Origin of the sequence: Leeuwenhoekiella sp. ZYFB001, assembly GCF_011784865.1 — a bacterium.
Taxonomy (GTDB): domain Bacteria; phylum Bacteroidota; class Bacteroidia; order Flavobacteriales; family Flavobacteriaceae; genus Leeuwenhoekiella; species Leeuwenhoekiella palythoae.
This window is the reverse complement of sequence record NZ_CP050460.1, coordinates 3,970,160-3,989,921: the sequence shown is the minus strand read 5'-3', so window position 1 is coordinate 3,989,921 and position 19,762 is coordinate 3,970,160. Positions and strand designations below refer to the sequence as shown.

Below are 19,762 nucleotides of genomic sequence, written 5' to 3'. Positions count from 1 at the left end.
TCATGCACATCGCGATTGCAGGCAATATTGGCGCCGGAAAAACCACTCTTACAAGACTTCTAGCAAAGCATTATAACTGGCAACCGCAATATGAGGATGTTGTAGACAATCCGTATCTAGATGATTTTTATAATGAGATGGAGCGCTGGTCTTTTAATCTGCAGATCTACTTTTTAAACAGTAGATTCAGGCAGCTATTAGAGATTCAGGAAAGCGGCAAAGACATTATTCAAGACCGTACGATCTATGAAGATGCGCATATTTTTGCGCCCAACTTACACGCGATGGGATTGCTTACCAATCGCGATTTTCACAATTACGCCTCGCTTTTTGAACTTATGGAAAGCGTGGTTCAAGGTCCGGATTTGCTTATTTACTTACGCAGTAGTATTCCTAATCTGGTAGCACAGATTCACAAGCGCGGGAGAGAGTATGAGAATTCGATTTCTATCGACTATTTAAGCCGACTAAACGAGCGCTACGAAGCCTGGATTCATGACTATAACAAAGGTAACTTGCTCATCATAGATGTAGACAACATCAATTTTGTTGATAATCCTGAAGATCTGGGAGACATCATCAACAAGATCGACGCTGAGATCAACGGACTGTTTTAACTATCAAATTTCGGGTACTTTCCTCGCAAAAATACATCTTGATTAACGAATACAATTCCTTTCTAAAAAAGGATTGAAAGGCTGCCTGAGCGCAGGCTTTTTTAATTCTGTGTTAAAGCAGTATCGCTTCCTGCCAAACTTCTCTTAAACCTTGATCTATTCCCTCGCAAACGTTTGCTAACTGCGCTTCTTTCTGCTAATTTGATGTAGTAAATGGAGAAGCGCATTTAAAATGACCAGTGAAACAAGCGAACTTTTAGCTGATTTAGAACCCGGAAAACGCACGATGAGCGATTTGCCATACGGCGGGTTTTTAGTGCTTGAACACGATGTCCCTGCATTGCTTATCTATCGAAAAAAACCGAAAGATAAGGCTACGATGCGCCTGGCGCGAACCGGAGCATCCTACCTCATTATCGGTGATTCTCATTTTGAATATTTCCGGGAGTTTATAAAAGAATTGACCACCAAAATGGCCGACAGGTTTGGGTCTTTTATTCTGTTAGAATTGTACAAGGGAGAACCCGCAAGCACTGACTTTATCATTAAAGGACCCTCGCATAAATTACCGGCTTCACTTGAAACGCTGTCTGAAGAACTTTCTGCAATTGACAGTCGCAGGTACGACTTAAAGCTAGGTGCAAAAATCAATCACACTAAAAACCGCCAAAAGCCCGGCGACGAACCTCTATTTGATATTGATGAATTAAAAGCTGCCGGTGGAACGCTTTTAGGACTCGAATTGCCGCCTGTATATTGTAATAAAAGCGGTAAGATGTATCCGCTGTATTTTAGAATGTTCCGCGATAAGTTGGCTAAAGCTATTCAGAAAACGATCTATGAATTTATACGCGTACAAACTACTTCAGACATTCATAGCTACCACAATCTAGGCCGTCTTCGCATACATAAAGAGGTTTTAAAAATTGACCGTCAGATCACTGAAATTCAATCAAGATATCAGTTTTTATTGCTGGTAGCACCGGTAAATGTTCAGGCGTTACGACATAAATTTTTTGAAACAAATTTTGAAGAAATTGACACCTATCACTATCGCTTGCTTCCGGTAGATCCTGACTTACTTAAGCGGGAACTTTATAATTTGCGTATAGATGAGATCGATGATCCTTCGCTTTCCTATTTGTATAACGAAAAACGTGAGGAATTAGATAAAGAACTCACGATGCTTAAAGAACGGGGTTCTAAAAATTTCTTTTACAGCAGTATCAGATTATATCAGGGAGTTTCCAGAAATGTTTTAGCCGAAGCCAAACTCATTCTAGAGACCATTCCTGAAAATCACGAAGAGTCTTCAGAAAAGACTATTGACGCGCATCAGTTTCAAGAGTTGGCCAAAGTAGAATTTGAATACTTTAAAAAGCAAGCTCCCCATTTTGAAAGCAACATCCACATTCGCGACGATGTGAATATTATTATGGTCTCTAACGGCGAATTGTATTTGCCGGCAGATTATAAAATGACGCAAATAGAAGCGCAGGCACTAATTCAGCACGAGTTGGGTACGCACGCGCTCACGCATTTTAATGGAAGCCAGCAGCCTTTGAGTCAACTCTCGGCCGGCTTTGCCGATTATGATGCCACTCAAGAAGGGATTGCGGTACTTTCAGAATATCTGGGCGGCGGTTTAACCGGTAACCGTTTGAGAATTTTGGCAGGGCGCGTGGTCGCCGGTGAAGATCTTATGAACGGAGCCGATTTTAAATCGGTTTTTCATCACCTCTATACCGACTATGGTTTTACAAAAGAGCGCGCCTTTAATATCACCTCTCGAATGTTTCAAGGCGGTGGTTTTCTTAAAGATATCATCTATCTCAAAGGTCTTGTAGAACTCAGGGATTACTTAGGCAATGGCGGCGACTTACAGCCTTTACTTGCGGGAAAATTTGCACTGAAACACGTAGATATTATAAACGATCTCACGCAACGCAAATTGCTCAATGCGCCTAAGATTATTCCACGGTATTTTGAGAACACCAACTTTTCAACCAAACTAAACGCCTTTAAAGAAGGCATTACACTATCTAAAATGATCTAATTATGAAAATATGTTTTGTAATAAGTGATGTTGCCACCGAGCCGGTAGGTACTTCAGTAGTATTAATGCGGAAAGCGCATCAGCGCGGCCACGAAGTTTACGTGATGAACGTAGGTGGTTTTAATTTTTATCAGGGCGGGCCCATCAAACTTACCTGTAAAAAAATACCCGAAGATCTAAAGTATAAAACACCTCAAGAATTCTGGGAGCAGGTTCAAGATGAACAACTGGCGTGGACCAAAGCAGATTCCTCTAAAATAGATGTGGTGTTTCTGCGAAATAATCCCACCGAAGAAACAGACGACAGACATTGGGCTGAGCACTCCGGCATTGCTTTTGGGCGTATGCTGCAAGAGCAAGGAGTTTTGGTGCTCAATGATGCTGATGCTATGTCTAATGCATTTATAGATAAGTTGTATTTTGAAGAATTACCGGCTTCAATCAAACCCAAAAGTTTAATAACGCGAGATAAAGACGAACTCTTAAAATTCTGGAAAAAGTGTGACAAAAAGATCGTACTCAAACCTCTTGAAGGTTCCGGAGGGCAGAACGTGTATTTGATAGATGAAGAAAAAAAGAATTTCAATCAGATCATTACCAGTTTAACCGAATTGGGCTACGTTATCGCACAAGAATTTTTACCGGAAGTAAGTAAAGGTGATGTAAGAATCATTCTGGTCAACGGTCGCATTCTGGAAGAAAACGGGAAACTCGCTGTTATACGACGGGTGAACAGTGATAAAACTGAGTTCAGAAGTAACCTCTCGCTAGGCGCGAAAGCAAAACCGGCAAAACTCACCAAGGCTATGGAACATATCGTAGAGATCACAGCGCCTAAATTGATAAAAGACGGGTTTTTCTTTGTAGGTCTAGATGTGGTAGATGATAAATTAATCGAGATCAATGTACTGAGCCCCGGCGGCTTAGATTACTGTGAAGCTATTGGCCTTCCTGAATTTACAGATCCCGTGATCGAAGCGATAGAGCGTAAAGTAGCTTATAAAAAGCATTACACGCACGGCTTTTCAAACCGCGAATTAGCCTCAATGTACTAAACAGAAATTATGTCTTTAGAAAAAAAATATCCCAGAATTCTGGGGCAATATACGAGTAATAAGCCCGGACCGCTTCTTTTTATAACCGGTGGCGTTCACGGCAATGAGCCCAGTGGCGTTCAAGCGCTGCAAAAAGTCTTTGCTCAATTAAAGCAGGAACAACCTGAGATCAAGGGCACCGTCGTGGGAGTTTCCGGCAATCATAAAGCGCTGCAAGAAAATGTGCGCTACATTGACGAAGACCTCAACCGTACTTGGACAAAAGAAAATATAGCTAGCAAAAAACAAAACTCGCACGAGAAAAAAGAGATGTTTTCTATTATCGAAGTGTTAGAACAGTTTCCGGAAGCTGATTTTGAGAAGCGCTATTTTCTGGATTGTCACACGACCTCATCCGCTAGCAAACCGTATATCTCAGTGCAGGAAGTACATGACAATGATGCTTGGGCGCACCGGTTTCCACCTTATATAATCCGTGGGTTTTCAGATATCGTTTATGGATGCATCGATCATTATCTAAGCCGAATTGGCGTTACCGGTTTTGTCTTTGAAGGTGGTCAACATACCAGTCCTGATGCGGTAAAACATCATGAAGGAATGATCTGGCTTGCGTTATCTAAAGCTTGTGATTTAGATCTAAACGCTTTAGAAAAATACCCTGAAGCTGCAACGTATATGGAAGCTATGCGTGCTGAACAGAAGACCTTTGAGATCGAATACCGTCACGAGATCAAAGACGGTGATTCGTTTAAAATGGAACAGGGTTACGAAAACTTTCAACCTATTAAAAAAGGAGAACTGTTAGCCACACACAACGGCTCTGAAGTTAGAAGTGAATGGGACGCTTTTATTTTTATGCCGCTGTATCAAGATCAAGGCAATGATGGCTTTTTCATAGTGCGCGAAGTGTAATACTTATTGGATAAGTCCCAATTCTCGTGCGTGCTCTGCTGCCGTTTGACTGTCTTTAACCAAAAGCGCAGGCGTTAGTTCAAAACGTTCTAGAAGTCCGCGTACGCGGAAGACACGCTTCTCGTGATTCACACTACGCAAGTAAATGGCTTTAATACGCTCAGGAAATTCTTCAGCGATCTCGATATAAATATCCGCGTCGTGCTCTCCACTATCTCCAATAAGCACAAATTGCAAATCTGGATAAGTGTTTAAAATATTTCGAATTTCTCTTTGCTTATGGGGTTTCTCGGGTTTTGGGGTTCGGTCAAAAGGCGTTCTAAAATCACGCAGCAAAATGGCTCCTTTAGGAAAATTGTTATGCTTAATGAACGCTTGCAAGTAATGATATAAATTCCACGGACTATTACTCACATAAAACATAGGATTAGAAGCATTGCCCGACTTCCCTAAATGCAGTTGTTTGTAAAAAGATGCCGCTCCTTTAAACGGGGTGCGTTTGCCCACACCGGTAAACAGCGTATTAAAAATGACGCGCCATTTTAAAAGTGACGTTACTCCGGTTTTTAAAATGGTATCGTCGATATCGCTGATGACGCCAAATTCCGCTTTGCGAGAAGGGATCAACATCTGCCCTGGAAACCGATTGTTGTTTTTAATCAGTCTTTTTTGGTTTTCATCATCATACGCCAATTCTAGCTGCAACCAACCTTGCTCATTCGTCAGGTCTTGCAAATCTTTAACCGCTTTATCAAATTTAAAATAGCCTTCGGCATTTGTTTCTACGTAAAAAACGCGGTCATCCGGCAATTTGATTTTCAGCTTTGCAAAGGGTAACTCATCACTTCTAAACTGTTTATACGCATTTTTAAACGCGTTGCCCAGGCCGGTCTTATCCAGATTGACGCCCTCATCTTCTAAAGCTCTTCCCAGCAAATACAAATGCTCGTTAGTGCCATAGGTTTGATACCCGTGAATTTGCAAGGGATCTTGGGGGTGCAGTTTAAGTTTTTGTAGAACATCCTTCAGCATATCTTTAAATTAGAAAATCCCGATGAGGTCATCGGGATTTAAAATGATAAAGTTGTCTTAAGGATACGTTATTCTTTTTCTTCAAATTTTATCTCCTTTACAACATGCTTTTCTGATGCACTATGTGACTCTGTATTGTAGGCTGCTATTTGTTTCTTCAGCTCTTCTTCACTGCCCTCAAGTCGTTTTTCAGTAACCTGAAGTTTTCCGTCTATGGTTTTTGTTTCCGTGATTAAAGCGCTGTACAACCCGTTTGACTCTTGTTGCATTTGCACCTCGACCTTAACCTCCTGATTGGTTGCCAAACCTTCTGAATGTCCACCGAGAATCGGGGCGATCACAAGACCTACAAGACAGGTAAGTTTGATCAAAATATTCATAGAAGGCCCTGAAGTATCTTTAAAAGGATCTCCTACAGTATCCCCGGTAACCGCTGCTTTGTGCGCGTCGCTCCCCTTGTATTCTACTTTTCCGTTAATTTCAACTCCTGCTTCAAAAGACTTTTTAGCGTTGTCCCAAGCACCACCGGCATTATTCTGAAAAATCGCCCACATCACACCTGAAACACAAACCCCAGCCATATAGCCTCCAAGAGGTTCTGCCCCAAAAATAAGACCGATAATTATAGGAACGATAATCGTGATCAGTCCGGGAAGAATCATCTCGCGCAAGGCCGCTTGTGTAGAAATTGCGACACACTTGCCGTATTCAGGTTTGCCGGTTCCTTCTAAAATTCCGGGAATTTCTTTAAACTGGCGACGGACTTCCTGCACCATTTGCATCGCTGCTTTACCTACAGATTGCATCGCCAAGGCTGAAAAAATCACGGGAATCATTCCACCTACAAAAAGCGCGGCAAGCACATCTGCTTTAAAAATATTGATTCCGTCGATTCCTGTAAAAGTTACATAGGCTGCAAAAAGTGCCAAAGCCGTCAATGCTGCTGAAGCAATTGCAAAACCTTTACCAACAGCTGCGGTAGTATTCCCCACCGAATCTAAAATATCAGTACGTTCACGTACATGATCTTCTAGTTCGCTCATTTCAGCTACTCCACCCGCATTATCTGCAATAGGACCAAAAGCATCTATCGCCAGCTGCATCGCGGTGGTTGCCATCATTGCTGAAGCTGCGAGCGCAACTCCATAAAAGCCGGCTAGCTCATACGAACCATAAATCGCCGCAGCGAATAAAATCACGGATAAAAACGTTGATTTCATTCCGACTGCGAGCCCTGCAATGATATTTGTCGCAGCACCGGTTGAAGAATTCTTAACTATATCAAGCACCGGACCTTTACCTAAACTCGTATAGTGGGCAGTAACCACAGAAATTAGTGCTCCCACCGCAAGGCCAATACAAGCGGACCAAAACACATTTAATGATGGAATGTCTTTATACCCTTCACCAAAGAATTGCATCGACATCGTTTCAGGTAACATCCAATCGATTAAAAAATAACTAGCGATTAAGGTTAGCACAATCGCTACCCAATTCCCCATATCTAATGCCTTTTGCACCTGTGATTCTTTGGCCTCGTTATTTTTAATACTCACTAAAAAAGTACCAAGGATAGAAGCTAAAATCCCAACCCCCGCAATTACTACAGGTAGTAAAATGGGACCCATATTATTAAACGCATCAGTAAATGGAGCTCCTTGTGACATATCCTGCACGAGATAGTTACCCAATACCATAGCGGCCAAAACCGTAGCCACATAACTCCCAAAAAGGTCTGCACCCATACCGGCAACATCCCCTACGTTATCCCCAACATTATCTGCAATGGTAGCGGGATTTCGCGGATCATCTTCCGGGATACCCGCCTCAACTTTCCCTACAAGGTCTGCTCCTACATCTGCTGCTTTCGTATAAATACCACCACCCACACGCGCGAATAGCGCAATAGATTCGGCGCCAAGAGAGAAGCCTGCGAGTGTCTCAAGTACAATGGTCATTTCGTTATAAAAATTCCCACCTTCGGTTAGAAAACTTCCCATCAAGAATAGGAAGATCAAACTCAGTCCTAAAACTGCGAGCCCGGCAACACCAAGGCCCATTACGGTACCTCCACCAAAACTCACTTTTAGCGCGTTAGGCAAACTGGTCTTTGCAGCTTCGGCAGTACGTGCGTTAGCATCCGTTGCGATGCGCATTCCTATATTTCCGGCTAGTGCCGAAAAGAACGCCCCAATGATAAAGGCAGGTACAATCAACCAACTTGTTGTAGCTACAACGTTTGAGATAATATATAAAAGAACAGAAGCGATCACAACAAATACCAGAAGTAAGCGGTATTCTGCGGCTAAAAATGCCAGTGCACCTTCTTTAATACTTTTTGAAATGCTTTGCATTTTGTCATTTCCGGCAGGTTGTTTTTTTACCCAAGCCATTTTAATAAACATAAAAAGCAAGCCTAATACTGCCAGAACTATTGGCACATAAATAATGTTTGATTCCATAAAAAGTGAATTTATTAAGTCGAACTTATGTAGTGAAATTGATACTACTACATTGATTGCCTTAAATTACAGAAAATAAATCATAAAAAAAGACCGCATATTTGCGGTCTTTTAAAAATCGAAGCGTTTTACTGCTTACTCTATACTTACTTCCTCTTTTGGAACATCGCTATCTGCGTAACGATCGATGCATTGCTTGATGATTTCTTTAGCTTCATTTACATCACCGAAACCTCCTACATCAACTTTCTTTTTTTCAAGGTCTTTGTATACTTGAAAGAAATGCCCGATCTCTTTGATCAAATGTGGGTTCAACTCACTAAGATCTGAGATTCTGCTTGCGATAGGATCACTTACCGGCACGCAAATGATTTTCTCATCAGGACCTTTCTCATCGGTCATGTGGAAAACACCAATAGGCTTTACTTCCATCACGCAACCCGGAAAGGTAGGTTCTGTAACCAATACCAAAACATCAAGTGGGTCACCGTCAAGCGCTAGAGTTTCAGGAATGAATCCGTAGTCTGCAGGATACATCATTGAAGAAAAAATCATACGATCGTAGCGTATTTTCTTCAGCTTAAAATCGTACTCATACTTATTACGGCTCCCTTTTGGGATTTCAATTAAAACATCAAATGTCGAAATACTATCTGCTGTCATATTAGTTCTGGCTTTATAGTGTCTATTGTTTTTTAACCTAAATAGGGTGGCAAAAATACTCTAAATGTCAAGCTACCACAAGAAAAACCATTGAAAAGAAGCAACCTACAAAACTTATAACGTTTTCGTCTTTGATTCTTGAAATGAATTTAGATTTTGATTGTAAAATCCTTAGAATGAAAATTCTAAAGCTCCGGTAACCCCAAAACTTCTGGCGTCTGGCGTATCTAGGTAATTCCCTCTAAAGTTAAAATCAATACGCAGCACTTTTAAAATATTACCTACCCCAAAGCTGTACTCATAATAAGGCTCATCATTGGGCGCTATATATTCAATATTTGATGCATTGATCAGCTGGTTTTCATCAGAAATAGAACCCCAAGCACCGCGGAAGCCAATAATCTCTCTAAGATTCAGCTCTCTCAAAAACGGAATACGGCCAAAAATTCGACCTCCAAAATTATGCTCTAAATGTAGCGTGGCGTAGGTATCGGTCACAAACTCATAATAGTTCAACTGCGGAAATGTGCCATAAATAGAAAATAAATTCTGATTTCCCGGTACTACACTAAGCAAGCCCAGCGGCACTTCGCCAAAGGTTTTACCCGCTTCAATGGTAGAGCTAAACGTACCCAAACCTCCCATACGCCAAGGTTGGCGATACGACACCTGAAGTTTTTCGTAATCAAAATCACTATTTACTAGGCCCTTAACTCCTTTGGTGTACCCAAAATAAATGGTAGGAAACCATTCATTTGTAACCGTACGTTCTACTCCATATCCTGAAGTGTGCTTGCCCGGCTCAAAAATACCACTAAGTACAATCTCTGCTTGTTTAACGTCTGATCTTACTTCGGTTTGCGTAAAATCAGTATAATAATCTAAGTTGAACGTAGGTGATGCCGACTCTAAGGTGCGGTATGAAAGATCACCTCTGATCTTTAAGTTCTTTAAAAATTCGGCTTCAATGGCGAAATTAGCCAGCTTGATGCTCGTGAGTTGGTCATTATTCCCCACAGTGACTAAGGAAGATGAAGCAAGGTTTCGCCCCAGAACATCCGTTGAAGTGGTTAAACTCGCTGCGATTTGCTCAACGTCTTGACGGTAGCCTCCCGAGACAATTAAACGCGCTTTGTGATTTAAAAGCACTTTACCCGAAAGGCCAAATTTGAATTTCTTATCTCTAAACCCATAGGCTCCAAAACCTTCTAATCGCCAGGGATCATTTTGATCAAAATAGGTACGTGCACCGCCTCGTAAACGCAACCCTTCAACATCATTAAAACCAAATGCAGAAAACAACGGGCCAATATCAAGATTGGCTTTATCCCACTCATAATACCCGCTCACCATTGCCGAACTTACACTATAAAAAGCTTGGAATTTGGGCACTTTTTGGAGCGAATCAAGCATTACATAGACGCCTTTCTCATCTTTGCTTAAAGGCTCCATACGGTTTTCGTCCCAGAAGGTATCGGGTTGCGTGTACACAGATTCATCGTAACGCGTAACGCGCTCGTCGTAAAAGTCTTCTTCTTTGGGCTTATCAAAAACGTAGTTGTCGTAAAGCGTGGTTCGCTTTCCATAAACTCCGCGGCTTCCTTCCTTTTTCCGCAAAGCGAAATCTGATAAAAAGTAATCTCTGGTAATTAAGAAAACAGAATCATTAAGCACATCATATTCCTGCTCGATATAGATCTCCTTGACCCAGTTGATATTTGCGCTTTTGTTGACCTGCAGGTTAATTTCCTTGATCGCCCAAGTGGTATCATTCACCCAAAAATCACCTTTAAAAGTGAGTTCGTTAGAACGTCTGGGATAATAAATAATGTTGTAGCACCATTTATCTTTTATGTATGAACTGTCAGCAAGCACATAATTATAGGTGTCGATTCCCGTGGTAGACAACGGACTCACAAAGCTTTTATCAAAAAACTTCAGGTAGTTGTCATATATATTAAACTCGTTATACAACTCCTGAATAAATGCAATTAAGGTTTGATTGGTGCTGAAACCACTGTTGCGGTTTCCTTTTAATTCTTCTTTTTCTTTATCTAAAATATTATCTCCAAAAACTTCACTGCTTCGTTCATTGATAAAAATGGGCAAGTAGGTTTTTCCGGTGATTCGGGAAGTATCCATCTGGTCAAAGATGAATTCCATTTTATTAAAGATCTTGCTATTGATCAGCGAACTATCGATTGTATTTAGATCAAACTCAACCTTCTCATATTTGTCATACGCATATTGATCAAATTGATTCAACCCATTAGAACGTTTGTTGGCCCAAATCTTCCGCAGAATATCTATGGCGGGATTATTCTTCTTAGGCTGCTTTCCGCTATACACCACGACTTCGCTGAGACTTTCGGTTTCTTCTTCTAAAGTGATCTCCAGATTATAGTTTACGCGCTGCGGAAGCGACACCTCTTTAGCCTGAAAACCTATAAAAGTTACCTTTAAAGCATCATAAGTATTGTCTGACTGTAAATAGAACCTTCCGTCCTCATTGGTGATTGTACCTTCAGAAGAACCCGCAAACACCACGTTGGCAAACGGCACAGGATTACCGGCACTGTCAAAAACCAATCCTCCGGCCTTGGTTTGGCCCAGAAGTAAAACAGGTATAAATAAAAAGAGAAGTAGGTTTAAGGATTGCCTCATATAATAGGTAACGGTCTAGGGGAGTTTCTCTAACTCAAAAACTATTGAATTAGTATATTTTAAGACGAATGAACACCGTATTCGTCGCAAATAAAATGACTACTAACAAAAAAAGCTTCATTAGCCAATACATATTGACCAATGAAGCTTCAAAGATAGTAGTATCTAGTTATCTGTATAGTACTTTTTTAACAGCTTTAACAACATCATTGCTGTTAGGTATCCACTCTTTTAAAAGAACAGGTGAATACGGTGCAGGTGTATCTGCAGTGTTTATTTTTACAATAGGTGCATCTAGATAATCAAAAGCTTTTTCCTGAACTTGGAAGGTAATCTCAGTAGATACATTTCCAAAAGGCCAAGCTTCTTCAAGAATCACCAATCTGTTTGTTTTCTTTACAGACTCGATAACCGTATTAATATCTAAAGGTCTTACGGTACGCAAGTCAATGATCTCGCAAGAAATACCGTCTTTTTCTAATTCTTCAGCGGCAGCGTAAGCTTCTTTAATGATCTTACCAAAAGAAACGATAGTTACATCGCTTCCTTCGCGCTTCACATCAGCAACACCAATTGGAATTAAATATTCTCCTTCTGGCACTTCACCTTTATCACCATACATTTGCTCACTTTCCATAAAAATAACCGGATCGTCATCGCGAATAGCCGACTTTAATAAGCCTTTTGCATCAGCTGGGTTAGAAGGTACAATTACCTTAAGCCCGGGAGTATTTGCAAACCAGCTCTCAAAAGCCTGAGAGTGCGTTGCACCTAGCTGTCCTGCAGAAGCAGTAGGCCCTCTAAATACAATAGGACAATTAAATTGACCACCAGACATCTGACGGATCTTTGCCGCGTTATTTATAATCTGATCTATACCTACTAACGAGAAGTTAAAGGTCATATATTCTACAATAGGACGGTTACCGTTCATTGCACTACCAATGGCGATCCCGGCGAAGCCTAATTCTGAAATTGGAGTATCGATTACACGATCTGGACCAAACTCATCAAGCATTCCTTTAGATGCTTTGTAAGCTCCATTATATTCTGCAACCTCTTCCCCCATAAGATAAATGGCCTCATCACGGCGCATTTCTTCACTCATGGCTTCACAAACCGCTTCCCTAAATTGTATTGTTTTCATAAATAAAAGTGGATGTACGTGTACTGTTAAATCAAGTAAAAACCCCAATTTTGTGGGGACAGCAAAAATAGGAATTAAATCTTCCCTAAGAAATCGGATTTAACTAAATTTTGTTATGCACGCATAGCAAATTTCCGATTTTAATGCTTATTTTCGTAACGAAAACGAAATAGTTCACAAGATAAAAGTTTGATATATGAAAATATTAGTGTGCATCAGTCACGTACCTGATACGACTTCTAAGATTAATTTTACCGAAAATGACACCAAATTTGATACAAACGGTGTTCAATTTGTGATTAACCCAAATGATGAATTTGGTCTTACCCGCGCCATGTGGTTTAAAGAAAAACAAGGCGCTACTGTAGATATTATTAATGTAGGTGGCCCGGAAACTGAACCTACCTTAAGAAAAGCGCTTGCCATAGGAGCAGACACCGCGATTAGAATCAATACCGAAGCACTTGACGGATTTCAGGTGGCTAAAGAATTAAGTACTGTTGCTAAAGAAGGTAATTACGACTTAATTATTGCCGGTCGCGAGTCTATTGACTATAACGGCGGTATGGTTCCCGGAATGTTAGCGAGTTTACTCGGTGCAAGTTTTGTAAATACCTGTATTGGTCTCGAAGTTGACGGTGATACCGCAACTGCTGTTCGTGAGATTGACGGTGGTAAAGAAACCGTAACTGCTAAATTGCCTCTAGTTGTAGGTGGGCAAAAAGGAATTGTTGAAGAAAGTGATTTACGCATCCCAAATATGCGTGGTATTATGATGGCGCGAAAAAAACCTCTTGAGGTTAAAGAACCACAAGGTGCTTCAACCGAGACCTCAGCTGTTTCTTTTGAAAAACCGGCTCCTAAAGGAGATGTAAAACTTATCTCACCAGATAACTTAGACGAACTCATAGATCTTTTGCACAACGAAGCAAAAGCTATCTAAAAGTTCTTTTAAGTCACGTTTAATTCTTTCGCTTTCGCGAAAAAATCAAAAGCAAAAAATATGTCAGTTTTAGTATATACAGAATCAGAAGAAGGAAAATTTAAAAAGACAGCATACGAGGTTGTTAGTTACGCCCGCAGCATCGCAGATATGATGAGCACCACGGTAACCGCTGTTGCCGTTAATGCTGAAGAAACAGCATCTTTAGGCACTTATGGTGCAGATAAGGTAGTTCACATAAAAAGTGATAAACTAACTAAGTTTACAGCTAATGCGTATGCTGCCGCAGTTACCGAAATCGCTAAAAACGAAGGTTCAAAAGTGGTGGTTTTAAGCAGTAGTGCAAATGCTAAATATTTAGCTCCACTACTCGCTGTAGACCTTGAAGCAGGTTATGCCTCAAATGTTGTGGCCTTACCAGAAAGTGCTTCCCCTTTTAAAGTAAAACGTACCGCTTTTACAAACAAAGCCTTCAATCACACCGAAATCACCACAGATGTAAAAATCATAGGCTTATCTAAAAATAGTTTTGGTCTTAAAGAAGCGCAAAAAGATGCTACGGAAGGGTCTTTTGACCCTAGCCTTGATGATTCGCAGTTTAAAGTTGAAGTACAGTCGGTTGATAAGGTAAAAGACAAAGTTACCATCGCCGATGCTGAAATTGTAGTAAGTGGAGGCCGCGGACTCAAAGGACCTGAAAACTGGGGAATGATCGAAGAAATGGCAGATATTCTAGGCGCAGCAACCGCGTGCTCTAAACCGGTTTCTGATATGGGCTGGAGACCGCATAGCGAACACGTAGGTCAAACCGGTAAGCCGGTTGCTTCTAATTTATATATCGCTGTGGGAATTTCAGGAGCGATTCAGCATCTTGCAGGGATCAATGCTTCTAAGACTAAAGTAGTCATCAACACAGACCCGGAAGCGCCCTTTTTTAAAGCCGCAGATTACGGTATTGTAGGGGACGCTTTTGAGGTTGTTCCTAAGCTAAACGAAAAATTAAAAGAGTTTAAGGCGAATAACTCTTAAATTTAGTATTTTCGAGCGCTCAAAGGGCTGTTTAAATTTGGATATCTGTCCTCATTTAAACAGCCTTTTTATATTTTTACAGCTTATGAGTTTAGTGCGTTTGAATATTAAGGGAATATCGTATAGCCAGACACAAAATGGCGCATACGCTTTAATACTTAGTGAAGTTGATGGTGACCGCAAGCTACCTATTGTTATAGGCGCTTTTGAAGCACAATCTATTGCTATTGCTCTTGAAAAAGAGATCAAGCCTCCGCGGCCACTTACCCACGACCTTTTTAAAAATTTTGCAGACCGTTTTGATATTCAGGTTAAACAGGTGATCATTCATAAACTGGTTGATGGTGTTTTTTACAGCAGTATCATTTGCGAGCGTGACAGTATTGAAGAGATCATTGATGCGCGTACCAGTGACGCCATTTCGTTAGCGCTTCGGTTTAACGCTCCTATTTTTACCTATAAAAATATTCTTGATAAAGCCGGCATTTATTTAAAAGGTACTGATCACGATGTTTCTAAAGAAGCAGAAGATGATGTTCTTGTAGACCAGCTGGTTGTTGAAGAGGAGGAAGAAAAACCTTCCGCTGCTTCTAACGATTATAAAAAATTATCTCTGAGTGAATTGAATTCCCTTTTAGAACAAGCTGTTGCCGCAGAAGACTATGAGGCTGCTGCAAAAATCAGAGACGAAATATCTAAACGCAATTAATTTATAGATGCGAAAACTACTTCTACTCCTACTCGTTAGTGTCATTTCTACTCTATCATCTGTAGCGCAAAGTGCCCAAGAAATTCTTCCGGTAGCTGAGAGCAAAGTAATTATACCCAACGCCGGATTTTCTTTTGATAGTCTATGGCGCGGAGTTTTAGGAATGATCTGCCTGCTGGTCATCGCTTATTTGTTTAGCACAAACCGTAAAGCAATCAATTGGAAAACTATCGGGATTGGTTTAGGAGCGCAACTCTTATTAGCTATAGGCGTATTAAAAGTTCCCTTTGTGCAAAAATCTTTTGAATTTGTGGGAAAGATTTTTGTAAAGATCCTTGATTTTACTGCTGCCGGAAGCGAATTTCTTTTAGGCGGAATGATGGATACCGAAAGTTATGGATTCATCTTTATCTTTCAAGTGTTACCCACCATCATCTTCTTTTCGGCGTTGACTTCAGTTTTGTATTACTTAGGAATCGTACAAGTTGTAGTTAAAGGAATGGCGTGGGTTCTTACAAAATTATTAGGCATTTCAGGAGCCGAAAGTTTATCGGTCGCCGGTAATATTTTCCTCGGGCAAACCGAAGCACCACTAATGATCAAAGCGTATCTTGAACGTATGACCCGTTCTGAGATTCTTTTGGTTATGGTGGGCGGTATGGCCACTGTTGCCGGTGGAGTACTGGCAGCTTACATAGGATTTTTGGGTGGTGATGACCCGGCCTTACGGTTAGAGTTTGCACGACATTTATTAGCCGCATCAGTTATGGCAGCGCCCGGCGCTATTGTGATCTCAAAACTTTTGTATCCGCAGCAGATGCCTGTAGATCCTAATGTAGAAGTATCTTCAGATAAAATTGGCTCTAATATTCTTGACGCCATCGCAACCGGAACGACCGAAGGTTTAAAGCTGGCTGCCAACGTAGGTGCAATGCTTTTAGTTTTTGTTGCCTTTATAGCTATGATCAATTGGGGCTTCGGAAAGATCGGTGAAGTAACCTCGTTAAACGACTTTCTAGCCGCTAATACTCCATACACCTCTTTTTCTCTTGAGTCTGTTTTAGGAACCATTTTTGCTCCTTTGATGTGGCTCATCGGTGTCGCTTCAGAAGACATTATGCTTATGGGACAATTGTTAGGGATTAAATTGGCTGCAAGCGAATTTGTAGGCTACATTCAATTAGCCGAACTCAAAAATCCGGTAAATGGGTTAAGTTTCACCTATCAGAAATCAGTCATCATGGCAACCTATCTTTTGTGTGGTTTTGCCAATTTTGCTTCGATAGGAATTCAGATTGGCGGAATAGGATCACTTGCGCCTGGTCAACGTAAAACACTCTCTGAATTTGGGTTGAAAGCAGTATTAGGAGGAACTTTAGCCTCACTACTTTCTGCAACTATAGCCGGAATGATCATTGGGTAAACCTATTAAAAGGTAAGCACCCACTCTTCTGCTGCTTTATACGTAGTAAAAAAAGCAAAAGAACCTTTGTAGTACCCTTGTTCAACAACAAGCTCTTCGCGACGTTGTGATCCTTCTGGAGAAACCACCGCTAACGCATACATCTTAGAAAGATTTAGCGACTTCATATTAATGGGATTAAAAGCTGTAGCAAGACCACGCTCAGAAATCAAAGCATATCTTGCTCCATCATAAAATGCCTCGATATCTTTAAAAATTTGCTTAGAGTATTCAAGCTTGACCTCATCTAAATCTTCATTAAATTTGATATGAACAAAGCTTTCAAAATATTTGGCCTCACCAAATGAATAAGAATTAGATTTTAAAACCATGTAATGGACTGTGCAATTTTTATGAGGCGAAAGTAGTCATATTTAGTTAATAAATTATTAAAAAAAATAATATCTTAAAAAATACAGTGTTTTTCAAAGCTGTATTTTTACCATAAATGTTACTCCTGCTATGAAACAATACCACGATCTTGTAAAACATATATTAGACCACGGCACTCAAAAAGGGGATCGCACCGGTACCGGAACTTTAAGTGTTTTTGGATATCAAATGCGATTTGATCTGAGCGAAGGCTTTCCGATGGTCACAACTAAAAAGCTTCATTTAAAATCCATTATCTACGAACTACTTTGGTTTCTAAAAGGGGATACTAACATTGAATATCTTAAAGAAAATGGCGTGCGTATCTGGAATGAATGGGCTGATGAAGAAGGTAATCTAGGACCGGTTTATGGCCATCAATGGCGCAACTGGAATAGTGAAGAAATAGACCAGATCAAAGAGGTGATAGACACCTTAAAAAACAATCCTAACAGTAGACGTATGCTGGTAAGCGCCTGGAATCCCAGCGTGATGCCAGACACATCAAAATCATTTTCAGAAAATGTAGCAAATGGTAAGGCCGCACTACCACCATGTCACGCATTTTTTCAGTTTTATGTTGCTCCCGGTGATCCCGAAGCAGAAGATAAACGACCAAAACTTTCGTGCCAACTCTATCAACGGAGTGCCGATGTATTTTTAGGAGTTCCGTTTAATATTGCTTCTTATGCACTCTTCACGATGATGATGGCTCAAGTATGCGATTATGCACCAGGTGATTTTATTCACACCTTTGGAGATGCTCATATTTACAACAATCATATAGAGCAACTTAATTTGCAATTGACTCGTGAATTCCGCAACTTACCTACGATCAAACTAAACCCCGAGGTCAAGGATATCTTCAGTTTTAAATTTGAAGATTTTCAACTGGAGAATTACGATCCACACCCTCACATAAAAGGTAAAGTAGCCATATAAATTGTAACCCCAAATCTTCAATACCTATGAGATCTTTATTACTTATTACTTGTTTTTTAGTTTCCGCGTTCAGCTTTGCTCAAGAAGGCGTACTTGTTTCCGGAAACGGAATCACCATTAATGAAATCCCTCCTGTTTGGCCGGGATGTACCGGTTCGGTAGCTGAAAAAAAGGCTTGTTTTAAAAAACAATTGGTTCAACATGTAGTTTCAAATTTTCAATTTCCTAAAGGCTACAAAAAAGGAAGCGTTAAAGAAAAAGTGGTTGTAGACTTTGTGATCAACGAAGAAGGCAAACCGCAAATTCTTGGTGTAAAAGGCGGCACAAAAGTGCTTCAGGAAGAAGCCAAACGCAATATTATGGCAATACCTCAGATGACTCCGGGTCAGGCAGGAGGTAAACCCAGAGCCATTAAATATTCTATGCCATTCACCTTTTAACTAGGGCTTAACACAGTCTAAGCTAGGGCATAGCAATAATTCCCGTACATTTAAAAAGCTTCTTTTTGAAGTATGTAAATTATTGCTATGCTTACTACTACCACTACGCTTCTTGACTTTTTACTCGAAACTCGCACACATACCGAAACGCTATGTAAACCTCTAGAAATTGAGGATTATGTAGTGCAACCCATTGTAGATGTTTCTCCACCTAAATGGCACTTAGGCCACACCACTTGGTTTTTTGAGGATTTTATTTTAAAGCAGTTTAAACCCGACTACAAGGAGTTTGACCCTAATTTCTCTTTTGTTTTCAATAGTTATTACGAAAGCATGGGTGCTCGGGTGGTTCGTACAGATCGCGGCAATCTTTCGCGCCCTACCGTGCGTGAAGTCTTTGACTATCGTGCGTATGTAACGAATCAGCTGCAAGAATTACTTGAACAGAATACACCTTCAGATGAGCTCCAATCCCTTGTAGAAATTGGGATTCATCACGAAAAACAGCACCAAGAACTGCTGCTCACTGACATAAAATATATTCTCGGAAACAATCCGTTACAGCCGGTTTATTCTGAGTCATTTTCAGAAAACCCAGCTTCTAACCAATCAACTACCTGGATAGAAATTCCTGAAGGAATCTACGAGATAGGCCATAATGGTGAGGGCTTTTGCTACGACAATGAGCTAGGAAAACACAAGGTATTTCTGAATGATTTTAAAATTTCAAACCAACTCGTTTCAAATAAGGACTATCTAGAATTTATAGAAGATGGTGGTTATGAGCAAGTATTGCTCTGGCATAGCGAAGGCTGGGACTGGGTAAAAACTTTGCGTACAAAGGCTCCACAATATTGGCAAAAACAAGAAAATTCGTGGTTTTATTACGGTCTTGATGGTGTGCAACCGTTAAACCTTGAGGCACCAGTAACCCATATTTCATATTATGAAGCTTTTGCTTTTGCTCAATGGAAGGCTTGCCGTTTACCTACAGAATTTGAATGGGAAGTCGCTCATCAAGCGCTTAACTGGGGAGCGCGTTGGGAATGGACCGAAAGCGCATACTTACCTTATCCTAATTATCAAAAAGCACCCGGAGCACTTGGAGAGTATAACGGTAAGTTTATGGTAAGCCAGAAAGTTTTACGCGGAGGCTCTATCGCAACTTCAAATAAACATACGCGCCCGACCTATCGCAATTTCTTTCACCCTCAATTGCGCTGGCAATTCACAGGAATTCGCTTAGGACAATAACCG

Annotated in this window: 17 protein-coding genes; 11 read left to right on the top strand and 6 right to left on the bottom strand. The window is 40.6% G+C overall.

The window, feature by feature from the left end; translation table 11 throughout:
* The first annotated feature begins 2 nt into the window (after positions 1 to 2).
* The 4 genes from HCN54_RS17135 to HCN54_RS17120 all read left to right on the top strand — a co-directional run bounded on the left by HCN54_RS17135 (position 3) and on the right by HCN54_RS17120 (position 4,640).
* On the top strand, positions 3 to 617 hold the full coding sequence (locus HCN54_RS17135; protein WP_072981607.1) for a deoxynucleoside kinase: 615 nt from the start codon (positions 3 to 5) through the stop codon (positions 615 to 617).
* Positions 618 to 849: 232 nt separating this feature from the next.
* Positions 850 to 2,673 (top strand): flavohemoglobin expression-modulating QEGLA motif protein, encoded by a 1,824-nt coding sequence (locus HCN54_RS17130; protein ID WP_167598754.1) that lies wholly within the window; start codon positions 850 to 852, stop codon positions 2,671 to 2,673.
* Between the two features lie 2 nt (positions 2,674 to 2,675).
* Positions 2,676 to 3,728: a glutathione synthase gene (locus HCN54_RS17125; RefSeq protein ID WP_167598753.1), complete on the top strand. Its 1,053-nt coding sequence runs from the start codon at positions 2,676 to 2,678 to the stop codon at positions 3,726 to 3,728.
* A gap of 9 nt (positions 3,729 to 3,737) precedes the next feature.
* The gene (locus tag HCN54_RS17120; RefSeq protein WP_167598752.1) at positions 3,738 to 4,640 is read left to right on the top strand and encodes a succinylglutamate desuccinylase/aspartoacylase family protein; all 903 of its coding nucleotides are present in this window, start codon (positions 3,738 to 3,740) and stop codon (positions 4,638 to 4,640) included.
* Positions 4,641 to 4,643: 3 nt separating this feature from the next.
* Here HCN54_RS17120 and HCN54_RS17115 read toward each other — a convergent pair whose 3' ends face one another.
* From HCN54_RS17115 to HCN54_RS17095, 5 genes are all read right to left on the bottom strand, one after another.
* Entirely contained in the window at positions 4,644 to 5,672 is a 1,029-nt protein-coding gene (locus tag HCN54_RS17115; protein WP_167598751.1) for an App1 family protein, read from the bottom strand.
* Between the two features lie 68 nt (positions 5,673 to 5,740).
* Positions 5,741 to 8,134 (bottom strand): sodium-translocating pyrophosphatase, encoded by a 2,394-nt coding sequence (locus tag HCN54_RS17110; RefSeq protein ID WP_167598750.1) that lies wholly within the window; start codon positions 8,132 to 8,134, stop codon positions 5,741 to 5,743.
* 135 nt (positions 8,135 to 8,269) lie between these two features.
* Entirely contained in the window at positions 8,270 to 8,797 is a 528-nt protein-coding gene (locus HCN54_RS17105; RefSeq protein ID WP_072981595.1) for an inorganic diphosphatase, read from the bottom strand.
* 171 nt (positions 8,798 to 8,968) lie between these two features.
* Positions 8,969 to 11,461: a DUF5686 family protein gene (locus HCN54_RS17100; protein ID WP_167598749.1), complete on the bottom strand. Its 2,493-nt coding sequence runs from the start codon at positions 11,459 to 11,461 to the stop codon at positions 8,969 to 8,971.
* Between the two features lie 169 nt (positions 11,462 to 11,630).
* On the bottom strand, positions 11,631 to 12,608 hold the full coding sequence (locus HCN54_RS17095; protein ID WP_072981591.1) for a pyruvate dehydrogenase complex E1 component subunit beta: 978 nt from the start codon (positions 12,606 to 12,608) through the stop codon (positions 11,631 to 11,633).
* A 196-nt stretch (positions 12,609 to 12,804) separates the two neighbouring features.
* On the opposite strand from HCN54_RS17095, the gene HCN54_RS17090 reads away from it, so the two are divergent.
* The 4 genes from HCN54_RS17090 (at position 12,805) to HCN54_RS17075 (ending at position 16,712) form a co-directional block, all read left to right on the top strand.
* Complete coding sequence (locus tag HCN54_RS17090) at positions 12,805 to 13,551, top strand: electron transfer flavoprotein subunit beta/FixA family protein (RefSeq protein WP_167598748.1); 747 nt, start codon at positions 12,805 to 12,807, stop codon at positions 13,549 to 13,551.
* A 60-nt stretch (positions 13,552 to 13,611) separates the two neighbouring features.
* On the top strand, positions 13,612 to 14,580 hold the full coding sequence (locus tag HCN54_RS17085; protein WP_167598747.1) for an electron transfer flavoprotein subunit alpha/FixB family protein: 969 nt from the start codon (positions 13,612 to 13,614) through the stop codon (positions 14,578 to 14,580).
* 85 nt (positions 14,581 to 14,665) lie between these two features.
* Positions 14,666 to 15,289: a bifunctional nuclease family protein gene (locus HCN54_RS17080; RefSeq protein WP_072981585.1), complete on the top strand. Its 624-nt coding sequence runs from the start codon at positions 14,666 to 14,668 to the stop codon at positions 15,287 to 15,289.
* Between the two features lie 7 nt (positions 15,290 to 15,296).
* Positions 15,297 to 16,712 carry a NupC/NupG family nucleoside CNT transporter gene (locus HCN54_RS17075; RefSeq protein ID WP_167598746.1) on the top strand — a complete coding sequence of 472 codons (1,416 nt, stop codon included), beginning with the start codon at positions 15,297 to 15,299 and terminating at the stop codon, positions 16,710 to 16,712.
* 5 nt (positions 16,713 to 16,717) lie between these two features.
* On the opposite strand, the gene HCN54_RS17070 is transcribed toward HCN54_RS17075, so the two are convergent.
* Positions 16,718 to 17,083: a hypothetical protein gene (locus HCN54_RS17070; RefSeq protein ID WP_072981581.1), complete on the bottom strand. Its 366-nt coding sequence runs from the start codon at positions 17,081 to 17,083 to the stop codon at positions 16,718 to 16,720.
* A 130-nt stretch (positions 17,084 to 17,213) separates the two neighbouring features.
* On the opposite strand from HCN54_RS17070, the gene HCN54_RS17065 reads away from it, so the two are divergent.
* The 3 genes from HCN54_RS17065 (at position 17,214) to egtB (ending at position 19,759) form a co-directional block, all read left to right on the top strand.
* Positions 17,214 to 18,065 (top strand): thymidylate synthase, encoded by an 852-nt coding sequence (locus tag HCN54_RS17065; protein ID WP_167598745.1) that lies wholly within the window; start codon positions 17,214 to 17,216, stop codon positions 18,063 to 18,065.
* 26 nt (positions 18,066 to 18,091) lie between these two features.
* On the top strand, positions 18,092 to 18,505 hold the full coding sequence (locus tag HCN54_RS17060; protein WP_167598744.1) for an energy transducer TonB: 414 nt from the start codon (positions 18,092 to 18,094) through the stop codon (positions 18,503 to 18,505).
* A gap of 87 nt (positions 18,506 to 18,592) precedes the next feature.
* Positions 18,593 to 19,759 carry an ergothioneine biosynthesis protein EgtB gene (gene egtB / locus HCN54_RS17055; protein WP_167598743.1) on the top strand — a complete coding sequence of 389 codons (1,167 nt, stop codon included), beginning with the start codon at positions 18,593 to 18,595 and terminating at the stop codon, positions 19,757 to 19,759.
* Positions 19,760 to 19,762 lie beyond the last annotated feature (3 nt).